This is a genomic window from Peribacillus sp. NJ4, assembly GCF_030348345.1.
Classification (GTDB): domain Bacteria; phylum Bacillota; class Bacilli; order Bacillales; family DSM-1321; genus Peribacillus.
In genome coordinates this window covers 3119772-3138004 of record NZ_JAUCFQ010000001.1, presented here as the reverse complement: position 1 = coordinate 3138004, position 18233 = coordinate 3119772, and the positions used below count along the sequence as shown (strand labels likewise).

Below are 18233 nucleotides of genomic sequence, written 5' to 3'. Positions count from 1 at the left end.
ATTAATTTTATAACATTTTGAATATTAAATTAAATGCGAAATTCAAAGGTGAAAGGGGAAAACTATGGTAACTATGAAGGAAGAGAAATTAGAGGTGCTTCAAACAAAGTTACAGGATTTTATTCAAAATGAATTGCTTCCCTACGAACAGGAGCATGAATTAAACGCTGAAGAGGATATCCCGATGGAAGCCATACAATGGGTAAGAAAACGCTCCAGGGAATTGGGCTTTTACGGGATTAACCTCCCTGAAAAATATGGGGGACAAGATGTTAGCTTAAAAGGGCTATGCATGTTTAAGGAAGAATTGGCCCGTTCCGGAGCGGTTTTATGGGGGCAGGTTATAGGGGAGATTGGCGGGCCGCTAAGAATTGGTCAGATGTTGGAAAGTTTTACACAGGAGCAAATAGAAAAATATGTGATGCCCGTGGTGACGGGAGAAGCTAGCTGCTGCTTTGCCCTTACAGAACCAAATGCTGGATCAGATGCTTTTGCTATCGAAACAACAGCCGTTAAAGACGGGAATGATTATATATTAAATGGTAAAAAGCATTTTATCAGTGCGGCCCCCTATGCTGATTTCGCCATTGTCATAGCGAAAGAAACTCAGAAAGGAGAAAAAGAAGATAGAATCACTGCTTTCCTGGTAGATAAAAAAACACCCCATCATTCGGGGTTTGAACTAGGAGACATTCAAGTCCCACTATCAGGAGAACGCATACATGCTGAATTGAATTTCAATCAATGTCGAGTTCCTGCCGCCAATATAATCGGAGAAAGAGGAAAAGGGTTACTGCTCGGATTGAAAAGAATAAACACAAATCGCGCTTCCCATGCGGCCGGCTTCATCGGGATGGCTCAACACCTTCTCAATTTATCTATTGAACATGCTAAAAAGCGAGTCCAATTCGGCCGGCCTATCGGTGACTTCCAGGCAATTCAGCATATGCTCGCAGAAATGGCGACGGAAATCTACGCGGCAAAGTGCATGGTCTATGATGTGGTTGAAAAAATCGATCAAGGAGAAGAGGATCGGGCCGGCACCTCCATGGCTAAACTGTTTGCTTCAGAAGTAAATAGCCGTGTGGCCGATAAGGCTATCCAAATCTTTGGCTCTAAAGGCTTGGTAAAAGGGCATCCGGTAGAAAAAATGTACAGGAGTGCACGAATGTATCGGATATTAAGCGGAACCTCAGAAATTCAAAAAAATACAATTGCCAAAGCATTATTAAAAGGGTAAAACCTTTATCGAGGGAGGAAATGATCTATGCTGAATAAGTTGACATTTCAGTCACTGTTGAATAAAGGAATGAAACGATTTGGAGAACTGCCGGCCATTACCTTGTTGCCAAACGGAGAAACGATAACTTACGAAGAGTTATGGAGAAAAACAGAACTTATCTCTTCTTATTTACTTCGCTTGGGTGCCGGAAGGGGTGTCCGCATAGCGTCTATCATCCCAAACAGTTTGGAAAGTGTGATGTTTGGTTTGGCTATCCAGCAATGTGGAGCTACCCTAGTGCCATTAAGTGAAAAACTGGGGAAACGAGAAATAAAATTCATTTTAAAGGAAGCAAAACCAGAAGTGGTCATAATAGCTACGCAGACACACTTTGACACCTTATTTGAGTATTTAGAAGAAATGAAGAAGGATGGTGTCCATATCATTGGGCTTCCTGGATTTAATATTAATTATCCGGAGGAGTTTGAACAGTTTCAATGGCCCGGTGAAATAAAAAATATGGACTTGCCATTAGCTGAAGCAAAAGACATTGCCCTTCTGTCATACACAGGCGGGACTACGGGTACACCCAAAGGCGTCATGCATTCCCAGAAAGGACTCGGCGCCGCCATACTTTCTGCGGCTATCGAAGACCCGCTAGATGACCGAGACCGGGTATTGCTAAGTACGCCAATTGTGCATTCTGCCGGTTCATTACTTTGGAGATCCCTTGTTTCGGGCGTCCATGTCTATGTGATGGGCTCATTTGACGCTGCAGCATTCATACAGGCGATAAAGGAACATAAAATTACGACGACATTCATGGTACCGACAATGTTATACAGACTCCTTGATCAGACAAAGAAGATGGAATATGATATGAGCTCCATGCGCAATATCTTCTATGGCGCGTCACCAATTTCACAAAAGCGCCTTAAAGAAGCTTTTGAAGTATTCGGGCCTATTATGCGCCAGCAATACGGCATGACAGAGTGTAATATTGTCATTACAAGATTATCGAAAAGCGCTCATTTATGGGCTTTTCATAACAATTCGGAAATTTTGAAAAGCTGTGGAAAACCGTGCATTTTTACCGAAGTTCGACTGATTGATAAAGATGGAAATGATGTAAAACCATCCGAGTTTGGAGAAATTATCGTAAAATCACCAGCAATGATGGTAGGCTATTATCAAAGACCTGATCTTACTCAGGAATACATCCGTGATGGTTGGTTCTACACTGGTGATATTGGTAAATGGGATGAAAGCGGTTACCTTTATATTGTAGATAGGAAGAAAGATATGATCATTACAGGCGGGATGAATGTATATTCTTCAGAAGTGGAACGAGTGGTGAACCAGCACCCTTCTGTTGCATTAAGTGCTTGCATAGGCGTTCCCCATCCAGATTGGGGAGAAGTAGTTTGTGTCGTGGTAACACTGCGAGAAGGATTGACCTGTACTAGTGAGGAATTAATTGATTTCTGCAAACAAAGAACCTCTAAGTATATGGTTCCTAAAATAGCCTATTTTATTGATAAGTTTCCATTAACGCCGATTGGAAAAATTGATAAGAAAGAGTTAAGAAAGATGTTTGCACAAGGTATTCCAACCATCTAGGAAAGGTAGAACAAGGATATTATAAAAGACCTAATTTCAACATTGAGACCTACAGCAAACTAGAATATAAGAGAGAGCAGATGAATGCAAATATAAGCCTCGCACGTTAACCTGGAACCGGGACGTGTGAGGCTTTTATGCACTATATCTAAGGTGTTTTTTGAATATTAAGGATAACAATGGAATTTAATTAACGATGTAGTGAATGTTAAATATAGTGAGTCAGAAAGATTATTATTATTAGAGAATGATATTGAAATATTATATTTTTTCGATTGATTCCACCAAATCATGAATGAAAAAAAATGTGAGTTAGGATATAATATATTATTGTATTGGAGATTCATTCTGGAATTTCCTTTTTTTATGGGCTTCATTTGTTTATCTCCCTGATGAATCGGGAAATAAATTATAGTTGTATATGTTTTTAAAATAATATTTAGAGTTAAGTAGAGGGGTTTGTTTTAATGGAGATGTTAGAAAAATTTATTAGTGAGACAAATGATGTGTTATGGTCTTCCATATTGATCATCATGTTGATTGGATTGGGTCTTTATTTTTCCGTCCGCACGAAGTTTGTCCAATTCCGAATGGTAGGGGAAATGTTCAGGCTATTGGGCGAAGGGGCCACAGCTGATAAAAAAGGTGTGACATCGTTTCAGGCATTTTGCATAAGCACGGCATCGCGGGTAGGAACGGGTAACCTTGCAGGTGTTGCCATCGCAATCACGATGGGAGGTCCGGGAGCCGTTTTCTGGATGTGGTTAATAGCACTGATCGGAGCTGCTTCGGCTTTTATTGAAAGTACACTTGCTCAAATCTATAAGGTCAAGGATGGGGATGCATTCCGTGGCGGTCCTGCCTATTATATGGAAAAAGCATTGAATGCCCGTTGGATGGGGATCACGTTCGCTGTGTTGATTTCGCTTACATTTGGACTTGCTTTCAATTCGGTACAAGCCAATACGATTACAAGCGCATTCAACGAATCATTTGGAATTGAAAAGTGGGTTACGGCAATCATCCTGGCTATCGTAACGGCTGTCATCATTTTTGGCGGGATAAAAATGATTGCAAAGGTATCTGAAGTCATCGTTCCCATCATGGCAGGAGCCTATGTGATAGTGGCGTTGATCATCATCATCATGAATATTACCGAGTTACCGAGTGTCTTTGCTTTGATCTTTGAAAGTGCATTCGATGGAATAAAAGAAGTGGCTGGCGGAGTACTGGGAGCAGCCATGATGCAGGGAATCAAGCGCGGCTTGTTTTCAAACGAAGCCGGGATGGGGAGTGCACCTAATGCTGGCGCGACAGCTGATGTCAGTCATCCTGTCAAACAAGGTCTCATTCAGTCTCTAGGTGTTTTTGTCGATACGCTCATCATTTGCAGTTCGACTGCCTTCATCATTTTGTTTTCAGGTCTTTATACATCGAAGGAAACGGATGGAATCGTCCTTACCCAGAATGCCCTTGGAACCGCATTGGGATCTTGGGCTGGTATTTTCCTTGCCATCATTGTACTGTTATTCGCCTTTAGTTCCATTGTGGGTAACTATTATTATGGGGAGTCGAACATCGGCTTCATCAATGAAAATAAGGTTTGGTTAAACATCTATCGTATCGCAGTTGTAGGGATGGTGATATTCGGTTCGCTTGCCTCACTGAAATTTGTTTGGGGACTTGCTGACTTGCTGATGGCCCTTATGGCCATTATCAACCTAATAGCCATAGCATTACTAGGGAAGATTGCATTTGCTGCACTGGCGGATTATCAAAAGCAAAAGAAAAGTGGGAAAAATCCTGTCTTCCATGTGAACAATATTAAAGGTTTGAAGAATGTGGAATGTTGGGGTGACCCAAACGATAATATGGATGTGAAGAAGGAGGCCTAACCTCTTATTAAGCTTACATGTAAAGTCCTTGAAAAAGGATTTTGCTTGTAAGTTTTTTTTGTGAAATCAATTGATTGAAAATAAGTAGAGTCAGCCTTTTTTACTCCTTTTTTTATCATTATTGAATATTGCTTTGTTTTTTACACAAAATACCTTTGTCTCTATTACTGCTGTCAATCGATGATTGGACAATTTGAAAAATGGGAGTGAAAACAATGGATAGCAAGCAATCAAAAAATGAATCTTCAGAAATCGCAGGAAGAACATATGATGCCAGTGACTATAAACGGGAAGATACTTTATCTTCTGGATTGGCCACAACCCACGAACAAGTTTCGGATACTTATGCGGAAGGCGAGATAAAAGCTGTCATTGATGATGTAAACGGAAAGGATATCGAGATTAAAAAGGAGGGATCTGAGGAAGAAAGGAAATGACTTGTTTATTGGTTAGGGTCAAGAATTTCCGGCTGATATTTTAAGGATACAACGATTTAATCCCCTAGCTTTTTGAATGATGAAACAAGCTAGGGATTTTAATTAATAAATTTTTTCTGTCTCGATTTTTTGAAGCAACTCTTCCTTCGTTCTTGGGACAAGTTCCTTTTCTCCGGGTATTCTTGATTGAAGAAGGGCTTGAAACATTTCAAAAACCCACGGCTTCTCGAGATGAGCCTTCATCAAAATGTCTTCATCATGAAAAACGGATACAGGGTCCCCTTGGTATATGACCTTTCCATCGTTCATGACAACGACTTCATCAGCCCATTGATAGGCTAAATTAACATCATGAGTTGATAGAATTATCGTTTTGTCTGGGTGGTGGATACTGTCCAACAGAGCCATGATCTGTCTGGAGAAATAAGGATCCAATCCAGCGGTAGGCTCGTCCAAGAGCCAGACATCGGGTTCCATGGCTAGTACCCCGGCAATGGCGACACGTTTTTTTTGCCCTAAGCTCAAAAAATGGGTAGGTTTGTCTTTCATTTCCGTTACTTCCGTTTGATCCATCGCCCATTGCACTTTCTCCTGGACTACATTTCTATCCCATCCTAAATTCATCGGTCCAAACGATATATCCTGTTGAACATTAGCTGAAAAAAGCTGGGAGTCGGGATCTTGAAAAACGATTCCGACTTGTTTTCGTAATGATAATAATGCTTTACGGTCATATTTCATTTTCTTGCCTTTAAATCTGATTGTTCCTGATGTTGGTTGTAAAAGACCATTTAAATGGAGGAATAGAGTCGATTTGCCGGCTCCATTATTGCCTAATAATGCAATCTTTTTACCTTGTTGAATCAGTAGTGAAAGATCTTTTATCGCGAACGTCCCATCTGCATATTGATGCGTGAGGCCCTCTATATTAAAGATATGCTCTTCCATTTTTGAATTGCCTCCAATTTACATATATCCATAAATAAGGATTAAACTTCCTAGTATTACAATGGCGATTAGCCAATTGCGTGAGGAAAAGGTGTAAGTATCCTCGATATAAGAAAGGTTATCCTGATATCCTCTTGCGTTCATGGCCATCGTCAATTGCCCAGAGCGCTGGAATACTCCCAAAAATAATGATGAGGTTAGTAACCCGAGAGATCGAATGCCTTGCCTTACCGAACCATATCCCAGTCGTGAAGCTTGTGCTAGGTGGATGGCCAAAGCTGTATCTAAAAAAATAAAGATGAAGCGATAGGTCAATTCTATTAGATCGATCAATAAGGAAGGCACTTTAAGTTTTCGCAGTACGGATAGAATGACGGTAATGGGTGTAGTCAAGGTTAAGAAATATAAACAGCTTATACTGCTAAATACGACAGTGATCAAATTGATCACTGTACCAATGCTGCCATCGCTGATGAAAATTTGCCAATTTCCGACTTTCCAGGACCACCAAATATTCGGCATCGAAGTAAATGTACTGGAGATAGAAAAAAGGATGGTAAGTGTGCCTGATAATAGAAAGAATCCTGGTAATAAGAGTAATTTCAGATAATACGAAAGCGGGATTTTTGCCACAAAAAGGATTAAAGCGCTCATCACCATAAAAGTGATGAGCGAAACGGCCAAATCCCTTACCGTTAACGAAAACAGCATAAGGGAGAGTGCAAAAATCATCTTTTCCAACGGATGTACATCCTTTAGCCCATTGAAATAGGCATATTTATCAATGAGTAACATGTTTCGATTTTTCGTTCATTTCTTGTTTGGTTTGTTTTTTCCTTTGTCTCATTACGCCAATGAAGTATCCAATGAAACCAGCTCCGATTGCAGCTTGCAGCGCAAATAATAAGCTCTCGGTTTCTGCACCTGGCGGCTCCCAAATACTATTGAACCAAGGCTTGTATTCCGGCTGGATTTTAGTGATGGCTTCTTCAGCTTCGCCGTCGGCACCGCCAAATTCCGTTCCTTGCTGGGTGATTAACGGTATGGTGGCAAGAATGACGACCAGGAAAAGCAGCAATAAACTTTTTTTCATGTTAACGGGCCTCCTTAGATAAAACTCGCAGCAATTTCAATTCGCCTAGATTGTATTTTTTCAGGAAATTCATCACAACCACTGTCAATAATCCCTCGCTGATTGCCAAGGGAATTTGGGTCAGGGCAAATATTCCTGTAAATTTATTGAATGAGGCCATGAATCCACCTACCTCGGATGGAAAAGCAAGTGCAAGTTGAACGGAAGTTACCACATAGGTTCCTAAATCGCCAAAAGCAGCTGCCAAGAAAACGGCCAGCGAAAAAGACCACCCCAATTTAGTTGCGCCCTTGAAGACAAAGTAAGCAATGAAAGGTCCGCATACAGCCATGGAAAATGCATTGGCCCCTAATGTCGTCAATCCTCCGTGAGCCAGTAGAACAGCTTGAAATAATAGAACGATGGAGCCTAAGACACTCATGGCCAATGGCCCGAATAATATGGAACCTAAACCAACTCCGGTAGGGTGTGAAGAACTTCCGGTAACGGAAGGGATCTTCAAGGCAGATAATATGAATACGAATGCACCCGATAGACCGAGCATCATTTTTGTTTCTGGGTTTTCCCTTACTTTGGACCTAATGGACCGGTAACCCAAGATTAGAAATGGAAGGGTCACGGCCCACCAAAATATGGCCCATTCAATTGGTAAAAAGCCCTCCATGATATGCATGGCCATCGCACGTTTTGGGACAAGAAGTAGTAAAATGACAAAATAAAGAATTTTCCAATTGACTCTTTTCATTCTTTCTCCTTTCAACACCTTTAATTTTTCTGATCAAAACTTTAGAAGAAAAGCGGCGCCCAACATAAAAAGCACTTCTCTCAAAAGAAAGAAGTGCGTAATGAACAGGAATTTTGCAGCATAAACCAATATGGGTCATTCTACCTGGTCCGCACACCCATCCTCGTAGGTTGAAACAGTTTCACGCTTCATGGCAGGTCTCCTGGCTTAGGTTCATCGTCCCGTTACATCCTTCCCATCTCATTTGACAGTGGATTAATGTTAACGTAATAGGACTTCCCTTTACAGTGGCGGGACCGCTCCGGACTTTCACCGGCTTCCCTTTTAAGCTGAATTCCGAGAAATTCAACACCATAAAACTTATGTAATTATTTCGAAAATTCTCGTATAGTGTACCATAAAGAAATAATTTCAGCTACACTCTCTTTTTTTTTTTTTGACTAAGAATGCAGAGAGGAAAGGCTTATGGCTGGATTTACACTATTAAACTTTTCTAAACAGTCGGAATAAACTATTGAATTTTGCTAAAGTTGTTATATGATAGATAAGGTTAGCTATAATTGTATAATAAAACCAAATATTTCATTTTAAAAGTGCTCTTGTGTGAATATGCAAGGGATAATAGGGAAATCGGTGAAAATCCGATGCAGCCCCCGCTACTGTAAACGCTGATGAATTTGTCGATAACCACTGGCTTAAAGCCGGGAAGGGACAAAGTAAAATGAAGCGTAAGCCAGGAAACCTGCTTTTGAAATTGTATGATACTTTTCGGAGGGAAAGGTAGAAGGACTATGACGATTTTGGGAGATTCAGCATATTTGCGGAGGGCTCCTCATTCATATAGTTTTTTAAACCTTGACTCTTATGTTAAGGTTTTTTATTTTGCCTTTTCCCTGAACTCAGGAGGAAGAAGATGACTACTTGGAACTTGAAGGGTACAAATACGCATTTGTTGATTTGCAATGGAAGCAGTTGCATGAAAAAGGGCGGGGAAGAAGTAACTCAAGCGATTCGCGATGAAATTACTTCAAAGGGACTGGATTTGAAAATTCATACAACCAGGACACGCTGTAACGGAAGATGTAAGGATGCCTGCGTTGTGATTGCCTATCCCCAAGGGAAATGGTATAGAGTGGATACGCCTGATTTCGGTCGGGAGATTGTCAGCAATATCGAAGATGGGGAATATGTTCCACAGATGATCTACCAATTCAGTGATGGGGAAATGACGCCTAATCCGGATTTTCCTGCTCATACGGGTATTTCAAAGAACAAATCGTAAAAGGAGATGTCTTAATGAGTACAAACGGTAAATTATTCGTCGTGGGCTTTGGACCAGGGAATTTTGAACACATTACCAAACGTGCTGTCGAAGCCCTTCAAGAAAGTGACTACATCATTGGTTATAAAACTTATGTTGAACTCATTCAGGGACTGCTTACAGATCAAACGATCATTAGTACGGGGATGACTGAAGAGGTATCACGTGCTCAGGAAGCAGTAAAACAAGCGGAGTTGGGAAAAAAAGTGGCTGTCATTTCCAGTGGGGATGCCGGAGTGTACGGGATGGCAGGGTTGGTTTATGAAGTATTGATTGAAAAAGGTTGGAAAGAAGAAACTGGAGTGGGCATTGAAGTCATTCCTGGTATTTCTGCAATCAACTCTTGTGCGTCTTTACTTGGGGCACCAGTCATGCACGATTCGTGTACGATCAGCCTCAGTGATCATTTAACTCCTTGGGACCTAATCGCTAAAAGGGTGGAAGCAGCTGCAATGGCTGATTTTGTCATTGCGCTTTATAATCCGCGCAGCGGCAGGCGGACTAGGCAAATTGTTGAAACACAGAAAATTCTCCTTCGCTACCGTTCGCCAGATACACCTGTCGGGTTGGTGAAAAGTGCTTATCGCGATCGGCAGGATATTGTCATAACCAATTTGAAAGATATGTTGAATCACGATATTGGAATGTTGACCACCGTCATTATCGGTAATTCATCCACTTTTTTATACGATGACAAAATAATCACACCAAGAGGCTATCAGAGGAAATATACATTGAATTCGGAAAAGCAAACATTGAAGCCGCATCAGCGTCTGCAAAAAGAAGCGGAACCGTGGGCATTAGATCAAGAAGCCGATTCCATGCAAGAAACCTCTACGAAGTCTGCTGGAGGAGTTGGATTACTTACAAAAGCTCCAGAAAAGAAGTCCACTTCTTTTGAAATGGCAATGGAAGCCTTATCAAGAGTGAAGGGTCAAACCGTTCAGCAATCCATTAAGCCGATTGTCCAGCAAAAAATGGAGTCGGTATTCGAACTTGCCGTAAGTCCAGGTGTGGCAAATAAACAATTCACTCCCAAACAAATGATGACACTTGCGGAAGTTGTCGGGGAAAAGGGAACGATGGAATACACGCCAAATCATAAGATCGTTTTAAAGATCCCGACAACGGACGCGGAAGTCATTACGGGGAAATTGCAATCAGCAAACTTTCTATTATCGCCGATTGGAGATGTACTGACGTTAAAAGCCTGTGATTTCTGTGATGGTGAAAAAGCGGAATCCATACCATATGCGGATGAAATACACCGGGTGCTTGGCGGAATGAAAATGCCTAAGGAACTGAACATCGGATTTAATGGGTGTGGAATGGCTTGTTATAGTGCCGTGATGGATGACATCGGGATTGTCTTCCGAAAAGGGAAGTTCGACTTATTTCTTGGAGCTAAACCGGTTGGAAGAACGGCCCATCCAGGTCAGCCGGTAGCTGAAGGCATTGAACCGGAACGGCTTGTTGAATTGATTACGGACATTGTCGGGGAGTATAAGCAAAATGCCCATCCAAATGAGCGGCTTTTTAAATACTTCAAACGTTCAAAAAAGATACAGAATTTTTCTTATCAGGACATTGCTCCCAAAATAAACATAGAGCCTGCGCCTTGTGAAGACTAATCAAGAGGGGGAAAGTAAATGAAAGCAGTTTTGTTTGTAGGACACGGAAGCCGCCTGGCTTCGGGAAACGAAGAAGTCGTTCATTTTATTAAAAATATGATTCCGGCAATGGATGACAGTTTTTTGGTAGAAACGTGCTTCCTGGAATTTGCGACACCGAATATATCAAAAGGCATTGATAATTGTGTAAAACGAGGGGCTACGGAAGTTATCGTCATACCGATCATTTTGTTGCATGCAGGACATTCGAAATTACATATCCCAGCTGAAATAGAGGATGGGAAAACCAAATATCCAGAAGTGAAATTCACATATGGACAAACGATCGGGGTCCACCATGATGTATTGACGATCCTGACAGACCGACTTGAGGAAGCCGGCTTCGATACATCCTCGGAACAGGCTGAGACAGCAATATTGCTAATTGGCCGAGGGGGCAGTGATGCTGATGCAAATAGTGATATATATAAAATTTCACGATTATTATGGGAAAAATTAAACGTTAAATGGGTCGAAACAGCGTTCATGGGTGTAACGGACCCGCATGTTGATGAAGGCATTGAACGATGCATCCGGTTGGGGGCAAAAAAAATAGTGATGCTGCCATATTTCCTCTTCACGGGGGTGTTAATGGAAAGAATGGAGGATATGCTGAAAGGCTATCAAGAGCAATATCTTGATCGGGAATTTATTTTGGCGAAGTATTTTGGGTATCATCCAACCTTACAGAACATTCTGCAAGAACGAGTAATTGAAGCTAGTGAAGGCAGATCAAGTGGGGCACGTGATTTGGAAAACTATCGAAAATATGTCGAGGAACATGGACATGCCCACCATCATCACCATCACGACCATCACGACCACGACCATCACGACCATCACGACCATCACGACCACGACCATCACGACCATCACGACCATGACCATCATGACCACGACCATCAGCACGATGGGCAAGAGGTGGGTACGTCAAAATGATTTTGTTCTTGGCGGGTACAAGTGATGCGCGGGAATTAGCGATTGAGATGCAGCAGGTGGGATTCAAGGTTTTGGCAACTGTTGTAACCGAGTCGGCGGCGAAGAGTTTGCAAGATGCAGGGATATCCACCCGGATTGGCCGATTAACTGCAGAGGATATGACCTCTTTAATCTCTGAAAAAGGTTTTCAGGCTGTAGTTGATGCAAGTCACCCATTTGCGGAAGAAGCATCCAAAAACGCTCTTAACGGAGCAAAGGCAGCAAATGTTCCTTATATTCGTTATGAGCGTGAAAGCCAACGGTTTCAGAATGACAAATTGATAGTTGTCCGTGATTATGAGGAAGCTGCCAAGCTGGCTGCTGCAAAACGGGGAGTCATCATGCTCACGACCGGAAGTAAAACCCTAGCGGTGTTCGCAAAAGAATTGGTAGGGCTCGAGAATACCAGAGTCATAGCAAGAATGCTGCCACGCATGGATAATATGGAAAAATGTGCGCAGCTAGGCATTGAACAAAAAAATATCGTTGCGATTCAAGGTCCATTTTCCAAAGAATTAAATAAAGCCCTATATAAACAGTATGGCGTCACATTGATGATAACGAAAGAAAGTGGCAAGGTCGGTGCGGTTGATGAGAAATTGGAAGCCGCGTTGGAATGTGGAATAGAGACGATTATGATATCAAGGCCAGATGTTGACTATCTAAATGTTCATTCCAGTTTTGATCATGTCATTGCCGAGTTGAATAATCAGTTGAATAAATAATAGGAGGAATGCAAGATGGATTTTAAAACGGATTTCAAACCACTAACGGTAGATCCAGACAAAATATATGATTATAGTTTTTCAATGATAGCTGAAGAAATGGGCGATCATGATTTTTCTGAGGATGAATGGAAGATCGTCCGCCGGGTCATTCATGCTTCAGCTGATTTTGAATTGGGAAGAAGTGTCATCGTCCATCCAAATGCCATTCAAGCTGGTGTGGAAGCCATTCGCAAAGGGAGACATGTCATTGCGGATGTGCAAATGATCGAGAGCGGTACAGGCAAAAAAAGATTTCAAAAACACGGCGGGGACGTTCATTGCTACATTTCAGATCCAGATGTGATGGTCGAAGCAAAACGTTTGAATACGACAAGAGCGATCATTTCGATGCAAAAAGCCGTAAAGGAAAATGAAGGGGGCATTTATGCCATTGGCAATGCACCTACAGCTTTACTTGAGCTCATTCGCCTTATTAAAGAAGGGATTGCAAAGCCGGACTTAATTATTGGAATGCCTGTTGGGTTCGTTTCTGCAGCGGAATCGAAAGAGGAACTGGCTAAGATCACAGAAGTGCCATTCATTACGAATATTGGCCGAAAAGGTGGAAGTACTGTCACGGTTGCAGCATTGAACGCAATTTCCCTTTTAGCTGATAGTTAATAAACATGGAAAAGAAAGTAAAAAAGGATCCCTCACAAATGCGCCATGGGTATACGACGGGGGCATGTTCGACAGCCGTGACTAAAGCGGCATTGACCGCTTTGATAACGGGGGATGCCCTTGAGGAGGCTACGATTTCCTTGCCTATCGGCCGTGATGCCACTTTCACCATTGAGAGATATGATATATCGGAAAATTCGGTTAGTGCAGAAACGATTAAAGATGCCGGAGATGATCCAGATGCCACCCATTTAGCACATATCATTTCTACTGTCAGCTGGTCGGATGCACCTGGGATCATCTTGGATGGAGGGATTGGTGTGGGGCGAGTGACCAAACCCGGGCTTCCCGTTCCTGTAGGGGAAGCGGCCATTAATCCTGTACCGCGCAAAATGATATTAACCACTGTGCAACAAACCTTGGAAGAATTTAAGATTAATAGAGGAGTGAAAGTCGTTATCTCCGTGCCTGCAGGTGAAGAAATAGCGAAAAAAACATTAAATGGCCGCCTTGGGATTGTAGGAGGCATTTCCATTTTGGGAACAAGGGGCACCGTCGTCCCTTTTTCCAGTTCCGCCTATATGGCAAGTATCATCCAGGCTATCAGTGTCGCCAAGGCGAGTGGGTGTGAGCATCTTGTCTTAACCACTGGCGGGCGCAGTGAAAAGTATGCAATGGGCCTTCTTCAGGATTTACCTGAGGAAGCCTTTATTGAAATGGGTGATTTTGTAGGCTTCTCACTTAAGCAATGTAAAAGGCAGGGAATTAAAAAGGTATCACTGATCGGTATGATGGGGAAATTTTCCAAAGTTGCCCAAGGTGTGATGATGGTGCATTCAAAAAGCGCTCCGGTCGACTTCGGTTTTCTATCGGAAATAGCCCAAAGCGTCGGAGCTGAAGATGATCTTGTTCTTGAAATCAAGAATGCAAATACAGCGTCACAAGTCGGGGATATGATGTCAGCAATCAATAATTTTGATTTTTTTAATAAACTATGTGAATCCTGCTGTCACTCTGCTATAAAGCAAGTGAAGGGTGGCATTGAAATGGAAACGGCGATTTATTCGTTGAAAGGACAATTACTGGGAAGGGCTGTTGGAATTGAGTCAATCGATGAAATTAATCGGGATAGGGGATAACGGTCAGGAAAGCTTACTGCCTCAATATGCCCAATGGATAGAAGAAAGTGAAGTGCTGGTCGGGGGTGAGAGGGTCTTGTCCTTCTTTCCGAACTATTCTGGCAAGAAGATTGTCATAAAGGGCGGTTTGAAAAAAGTGGTAGAACAACTGCAGGATGAAACTCGTCCAACTGTTGTCTTGGCTTCCGGTGACCCATTGTTTTATGGAATGGGAGGCTATCTTTCCAGCAAAATCAACATGGAGGTTTACCCATATTTCAGTTCCATTCAGCTTGCTTTTGCAAAAATGGGTGAAAGCTGGCAAGATGCTTTTCTAGTTAGTGTTCATGGCCGCAGTATGAAAGGGCTGGCCCAAAGGATTGATGGGAAAGCGAAAGTTGCCTTGCTTACTGACATCGAAAATACTCCCAACCAACTGGCTAAATATCTCCTTTCATTCGGAATGACTGAATATCGGGCATTCGTGGCTGAAAATCTTCAAGGAGAAACTGAAAACTCAGGCTGGTATGAACTTGAGGAAATGATGGAGCGGGAATTCTCCCCGTTGAATGTGGTCATTTTGAAAAGAAAATCTGAAGGTCCAAGTTGGTCTTTAGGCATAGAAGATGAAGAATTTTCACAACGTAAGCCGGATAAAGGACTCATAACCAAAAAGGAAATTAGAGTATTAAGCCTGCATGCGCTGACGCTCAGAAAAAACAGCATAGTTTGGGATGTTGGGACGTGTACGGGGTCAATGGCAATTGAAGCGGCTAAGCTTGCATCCGAAGGACAAATCTTCGCAATTGAAAAAAATGAGCCTGACTTAGAAAACTGTTATCAAAACCAACGTAAATTCCGTACCGATATAACAGCCATTCATGGTAAAGCTCCGCAAGGATTGGAAACTTTTCCAGATCCTGATGCGATCTTTATTGGGGGGACTGGCGGCGAAATGGTAGATCTAATCAATACTTGCTGTAAACGGCTAAAAGAGGGCGGCAGGATCGTTCTAAATGCTGCAACGATTGAGAATCTTTACCGGGCTAATGAGGCATTTGCGGAAGCTGGTTTTCACACTTCCATCATGCATGCGCAAATTTCCCGAAGTAAGCCAATATTGGGAATGAACAGATTTGTACCACTTAATCCGGTTTATATCATTACTGCACAAAGAAAGGAAGACATGAATGAGTAATCTTGGTACATTATATGGCCTTGGCGTTGGCCCGGGCGATCCAGAGCTAATTACAGTAAAGGCATTTCGCGTGATTCAGGAATCTCCGGTCATTGCATATCCCAAAAAAAGAAAAGGCAGTAAAAGCTACGCCCACCGCATCGTTGAAGTTTACATCCGTCCTGAAGAGAAGGATATGCTGGGCCTTGTTTTCCCGATGACGAAAGATCAAGCGATTTTGGATCGGGAATGGAACGGAACGGTTGAAAAGGTTTGGCAAAAGTTATACGAAGGAAAAGATGTCGCTTTCGTTACGGAAGGTGATCCTCTTTTATATAGTACGTTCATACATATGATGAAATTGATGCAGGAGCTGCATCCCGAAGTCGAAATCAAGACAGTCCCGGGTATTTCTTCGTTTAATGGATCGGCGTCAAGGTTGGGCATCGCTTTGGCGGATGGTGATGATCATGTCGCGATTGTTCCGGCAAGGGATGATTATGAAGCGATGAAGAAGGCAATTGAAGATCATGATGCCGTGGTGTTCATTAAAGTGGCAAAAGTCATCGATTTAATGATTACTGTTTTAAAAGATTTAGACTTGCTTGAAAAGGCCTCGGTCGTTACCAAAGTCACATCCGATGAAGAAGTGATTTGGAAAGTGAGTGAATTGGAAGGACTTGAACTAGAATACTTAACATTGATGGTGGTGAGAAAATGAAGATATTTATCGTAGGTGCTGGCCCAGGAGATCCGGATTTGATTACTGTAAAAGGATTGAACATTCTTCAAACGGCGGATGTGATTTTATATACGGATTCATTAGTGAATGAGGAATTGATTGCTAAGGCAAAACCGGATGCCGAGGTGCTAAAAACGGCTGGAATGCATTTGGAAGAAATTGTTGGCATTATGGTTGATCGAGTTAAAGAAGGAAAGCTGGTTGCCAGGATCCATACAGGGGATCCTGCCATGTACGGCGCAATCATGGAACAAATTGTCCTATTGAAGAAAGAAGGTATTGGTTATGAGGTGATCCCTGGCGTAAGTTCGGTGTTCGCCTCGGCAGCGGCAATAGGAGCAGAGCTGACTATCCCGGATTTAACCCAGACACTCATATTGACGAGGGCTGAAGGACGTACGCCTGTTCCGGAATTTGAGAAGTTACGTGATTTGGCTAGTCATCACTGTACGATTGCCCTCTTCTTGAGTGCGACCTTGACTAAAAAAATCGTTAAAGAACTCCAGGCAGCCGGTTGGCAGGATGATACTCCGGTCGCAGTCATTCAACGGGCAACATGGCCGGACCAAAAAATCGTCCGTACCACTTTAGTGAATTTAGATGATGATATGCGTAAAAATGGTATCCGCAAGCATGCAATGATTTTGGCTGGATGGGCGTTAGACCCTACTATCCATGATAAAGATGAATACCGTTCCAAACTATATGATGCGAGTTTTACCCACGGTTTCAGAAAAGGTGTTAAGCCATGATCATTGAATTGAAGGAAGAGGAACTTGCTCCCATTAAACGGTCACATACTTATGCGATCGTGGCGATTACAAAGCATGGTGTCGAGCTGGCACGAAAATTACATACCGTTTTTTCGAATTCCGATCTTTATTACATGAGCAAATTTGAAAAAGGGGACGAAGAGCATAAACAGATCCAGCTTTTTTCGGGAAGTGTCCGTATGCTTTTACCAGCTTTATTCAAGGAATATAAAGGAATCATTTTAATTATTTCACTCGGTGCAGTCGTGCGGATGATTGCACCAATTTTGAAGGATAAGAAAACGGATCCAGGTGTGGTTGTCATTGATGACAAAGGGGAAAATGTCATCAGTGTACTGTCAGGGCATCTTGGGGGAGCAAATGAACTGACTAAGGAAGTTGCTGCTGCCCTTGACGCAAAAGCTATAATCACTACGGCTTCGGATGTACAAAAAACGATTCCTGTCGACTTATTCGGCCAGCGTTTTGGCTGGGTTTGGGATTCTGCAGAAAAATTGACGCCAGTAAGTGCGTCGGTTGTAAATGAAGAGCATGTTGCCGTTGTACAGGAGTCAGGTGAACGGAACTGGTGGTCGTATGAAACGGCATTACCTGAACGGATAATCGTATACCCGTCCATTGAAGAAGCGCTTCAAGCAAAGCCACAAGCAGCCCTGGTCGTGACTCACCGCATGCTTAGCCAGTCGGAAAAGAAAATCTTGGAAAATGGGATCGTCTACCGCCCTCAAGTCATTGCTCTCGGTATCGGGTGCAATAGAGGAACAGCGGCTGCCGAAATTGAGCAGGTGATTGAAGAAACACTAGCGGAATTATCGTTTTCCTTAAAAAGCGTTAAAGCGATCTGTACCATTTCCTTAAAGAAAGACGAAATTGGCTTAATTGAAGTTGTTAAAAAATATGGCTGGGAATTTGTTTATTATGAACCGGAAGAGCTTAATCAAGCTCAGATCGAAGCGCCATCCGATACAGTATTTAAATATACAGGTGCATATGGTGTGAGTGAACCGGCTGTCAGGATTTATACGAAAGCCGAACAATTGGAACTGGTTAAGAAAAAATCGGGGAACGTAACCATATCAGTTGGGATCATTCCTTTTTAAGGAGGC

At 42.3% G+C, this 18233-nt stretch carries 18 protein-coding genes and 2 riboswitches; of the genes, 14 read left to right on the top strand and 4 right to left on the bottom strand.

All coding sequences use genetic code 11. The features are described 5' to 3' along the window. The first annotated feature begins 64 nt into the window (after nt 1-64). The 4 genes from QUF94_RS15615 (at nt 65) to QUF94_RS15600 (ending at nt 5174) form a co-directional block, all read left to right on the top strand. Nucleotides 65-1240, top strand: a complete 1176-nt coding sequence (locus tag QUF94_RS15615; RefSeq protein WP_289316661.1) for an acyl-CoA dehydrogenase family protein — start codon at nt 65-67, stop codon at nt 1238-1240. A gap of 27 nt (nt 1241-1267) precedes the next feature. Further along, nucleotides 1268-2842, top strand: a complete 1575-nt coding sequence (locus QUF94_RS15610) for a class I adenylate-forming enzyme family protein (RefSeq protein WP_289316660.1) — start codon at nt 1268-1270, stop codon at nt 2840-2842. A 467-nt stretch (nt 2843-3309) separates the two neighbouring features. Next, nucleotides 3310-4737, top strand: a complete 1428-nt coding sequence (locus tag QUF94_RS15605; RefSeq protein WP_230156425.1) for an alanine/glycine:cation symporter family protein — start codon at nt 3310-3312, stop codon at nt 4735-4737. 215 nt (nt 4738-4952) lie between these two features. Further along, the gene (locus tag QUF94_RS15600) at nt 4953-5174 is read left to right on the top strand and encodes a YozQ family protein (protein WP_289316659.1); all 222 of its coding nucleotides are present in this window, start codon (nt 4953-4955) and stop codon (nt 5172-5174) included. Between the two features lie 102 nt (nt 5175-5276). Here QUF94_RS15600 and QUF94_RS15595 read toward each other — a convergent pair whose 3' ends face one another. From QUF94_RS15595 to QUF94_RS15580, 4 genes are read right to left on the bottom strand one after another with little or no spacing between them, the layout of a single operon-like run. Beyond that, on the bottom strand, nt 5277-6122 hold the full coding sequence (locus QUF94_RS15595; RefSeq protein ID WP_289316658.1) for an energy-coupling factor ABC transporter ATP-binding protein: 846 nt from the start codon (nt 6120-6122) through the stop codon (nt 5277-5279). An 18-nt stretch (nt 6123-6140) separates the two neighbouring features. Further along, nucleotides 6141-6917: a cobalt ECF transporter T component CbiQ gene (cbiQ, locus tag QUF94_RS15590; RefSeq protein WP_289316657.1), complete on the bottom strand. Its 777-nt coding sequence runs from the start codon at nt 6915-6917 to the stop codon at nt 6141-6143. Beyond that, nucleotides 6904-7215: an energy-coupling factor ABC transporter substrate-binding protein gene (locus QUF94_RS15585; RefSeq protein WP_289316656.1), complete on the bottom strand. Its 312-nt coding sequence runs from the start codon at nt 7213-7215 to the stop codon at nt 6904-6906. Before QUF94_RS15585 ends, cbiQ begins: the two co-directional genes overlap by 14 nt. A gap of 1 nt (nt 7216) precedes the next feature. Then, entirely contained in the window at nt 7217-7960 is a 744-nt protein-coding gene (locus QUF94_RS15580) for an energy-coupling factor ABC transporter permease (RefSeq protein ID WP_289316655.1), read from the bottom strand. Nucleotides 7961-8135: 175 nt separating this feature from the next. Beyond that, a riboswitch (cobalamin riboswitch) is annotated at nt 8136-8331 on the bottom strand. 203 nt (nt 8332-8534) lie between these two features. Further along, a riboswitch (cobalamin riboswitch) is annotated at nt 8535-8724 on the top strand. A 149-nt stretch (nt 8725-8873) separates the two neighbouring features. Between QUF94_RS15580 and QUF94_RS15575 the strand changes: the two genes are divergently transcribed. The 10 genes from QUF94_RS15575 to QUF94_RS15530 are packed head-to-tail and all read left to right on the top strand — an operon-like array spanning nt 8874 to nt 18227. After that, the gene (locus QUF94_RS15575) at nt 8874-9242 is read left to right on the top strand and encodes a (2Fe-2S) ferredoxin domain-containing protein (protein ID WP_289316654.1); all 369 of its coding nucleotides are present in this window, start codon (nt 8874-8876) and stop codon (nt 9240-9242) included. Between the two features lie 14 nt (nt 9243-9256). After that, nucleotides 9257-10912 (top strand): precorrin-3B C(17)-methyltransferase, encoded by a 1656-nt coding sequence (gene cobJ / locus QUF94_RS15570; protein WP_289316653.1) that lies wholly within the window; start codon nt 9257-9259, stop codon nt 10910-10912. A gap of 18 nt (nt 10913-10930) precedes the next feature. Further along, complete coding sequence (locus tag QUF94_RS15565; RefSeq protein ID WP_289316652.1) at nt 10931-11890, top strand: sirohydrochlorin chelatase; 960 nt, start codon at nt 10931-10933, stop codon at nt 11888-11890. Further along, nucleotides 11887-12654 carry a precorrin-6A reductase gene (gene cobK / locus QUF94_RS15560; protein ID WP_289316651.1) on the top strand — a complete coding sequence of 256 codons (768 nt, stop codon included), beginning with the start codon at nt 11887-11889 and terminating at the stop codon, nt 12652-12654. The genes QUF94_RS15565 and cobK overlap by 4 nt, the downstream gene beginning before the upstream one ends. 15 nt (nt 12655-12669) lie before the next feature. Further along, entirely contained in the window at nt 12670-13317 is a 648-nt protein-coding gene (locus QUF94_RS15555; protein ID WP_230156409.1) for a precorrin-8X methylmutase, read from the top strand. A gap of 5 nt (nt 13318-13322) precedes the next feature. After that, complete coding sequence (locus QUF94_RS15550; RefSeq protein ID WP_289316650.1) at nt 13323-14456, top strand: cobalt-precorrin-5B (C(1))-methyltransferase; 1134 nt, start codon at nt 13323-13325, stop codon at nt 14454-14456. After that, nucleotides 14419-15633, top strand: a complete 1215-nt coding sequence (cbiE, locus tag QUF94_RS15545; protein WP_289316649.1) for a precorrin-6y C5,15-methyltransferase (decarboxylating) subunit CbiE — start codon at nt 14419-14421, stop codon at nt 15631-15633. Before QUF94_RS15550 ends, cbiE begins: the two co-directional genes overlap by 38 nt. Next, nucleotides 15626-16333, top strand: coding sequence for a precorrin-2 C(20)-methyltransferase (cobI, locus tag QUF94_RS15540; protein ID WP_289316648.1), 708 nt, complete (start codon nt 15626-15628; stop codon nt 16331-16333). The genes cbiE and cobI overlap by 8 nt, the downstream gene beginning before the upstream one ends. Then, the gene (gene cobM / locus QUF94_RS15535) at nt 16330-17106 is read left to right on the top strand and encodes a precorrin-4 C(11)-methyltransferase (RefSeq protein WP_289316647.1); all 777 of its coding nucleotides are present in this window, start codon (nt 16330-16332) and stop codon (nt 17104-17106) included. Before cobI ends, cobM begins: the two co-directional genes overlap by 4 nt. Next, on the top strand, nt 17103-18227 hold the full coding sequence (locus QUF94_RS15530) for a cobalt-precorrin 5A hydrolase (RefSeq protein WP_289316646.1): 1125 nt from the start codon (nt 17103-17105) through the stop codon (nt 18225-18227). Before cobM ends, QUF94_RS15530 begins: the two co-directional genes overlap by 4 nt. The last annotated feature ends 6 nt before the right edge of the window (nt 18228-18233 follow it).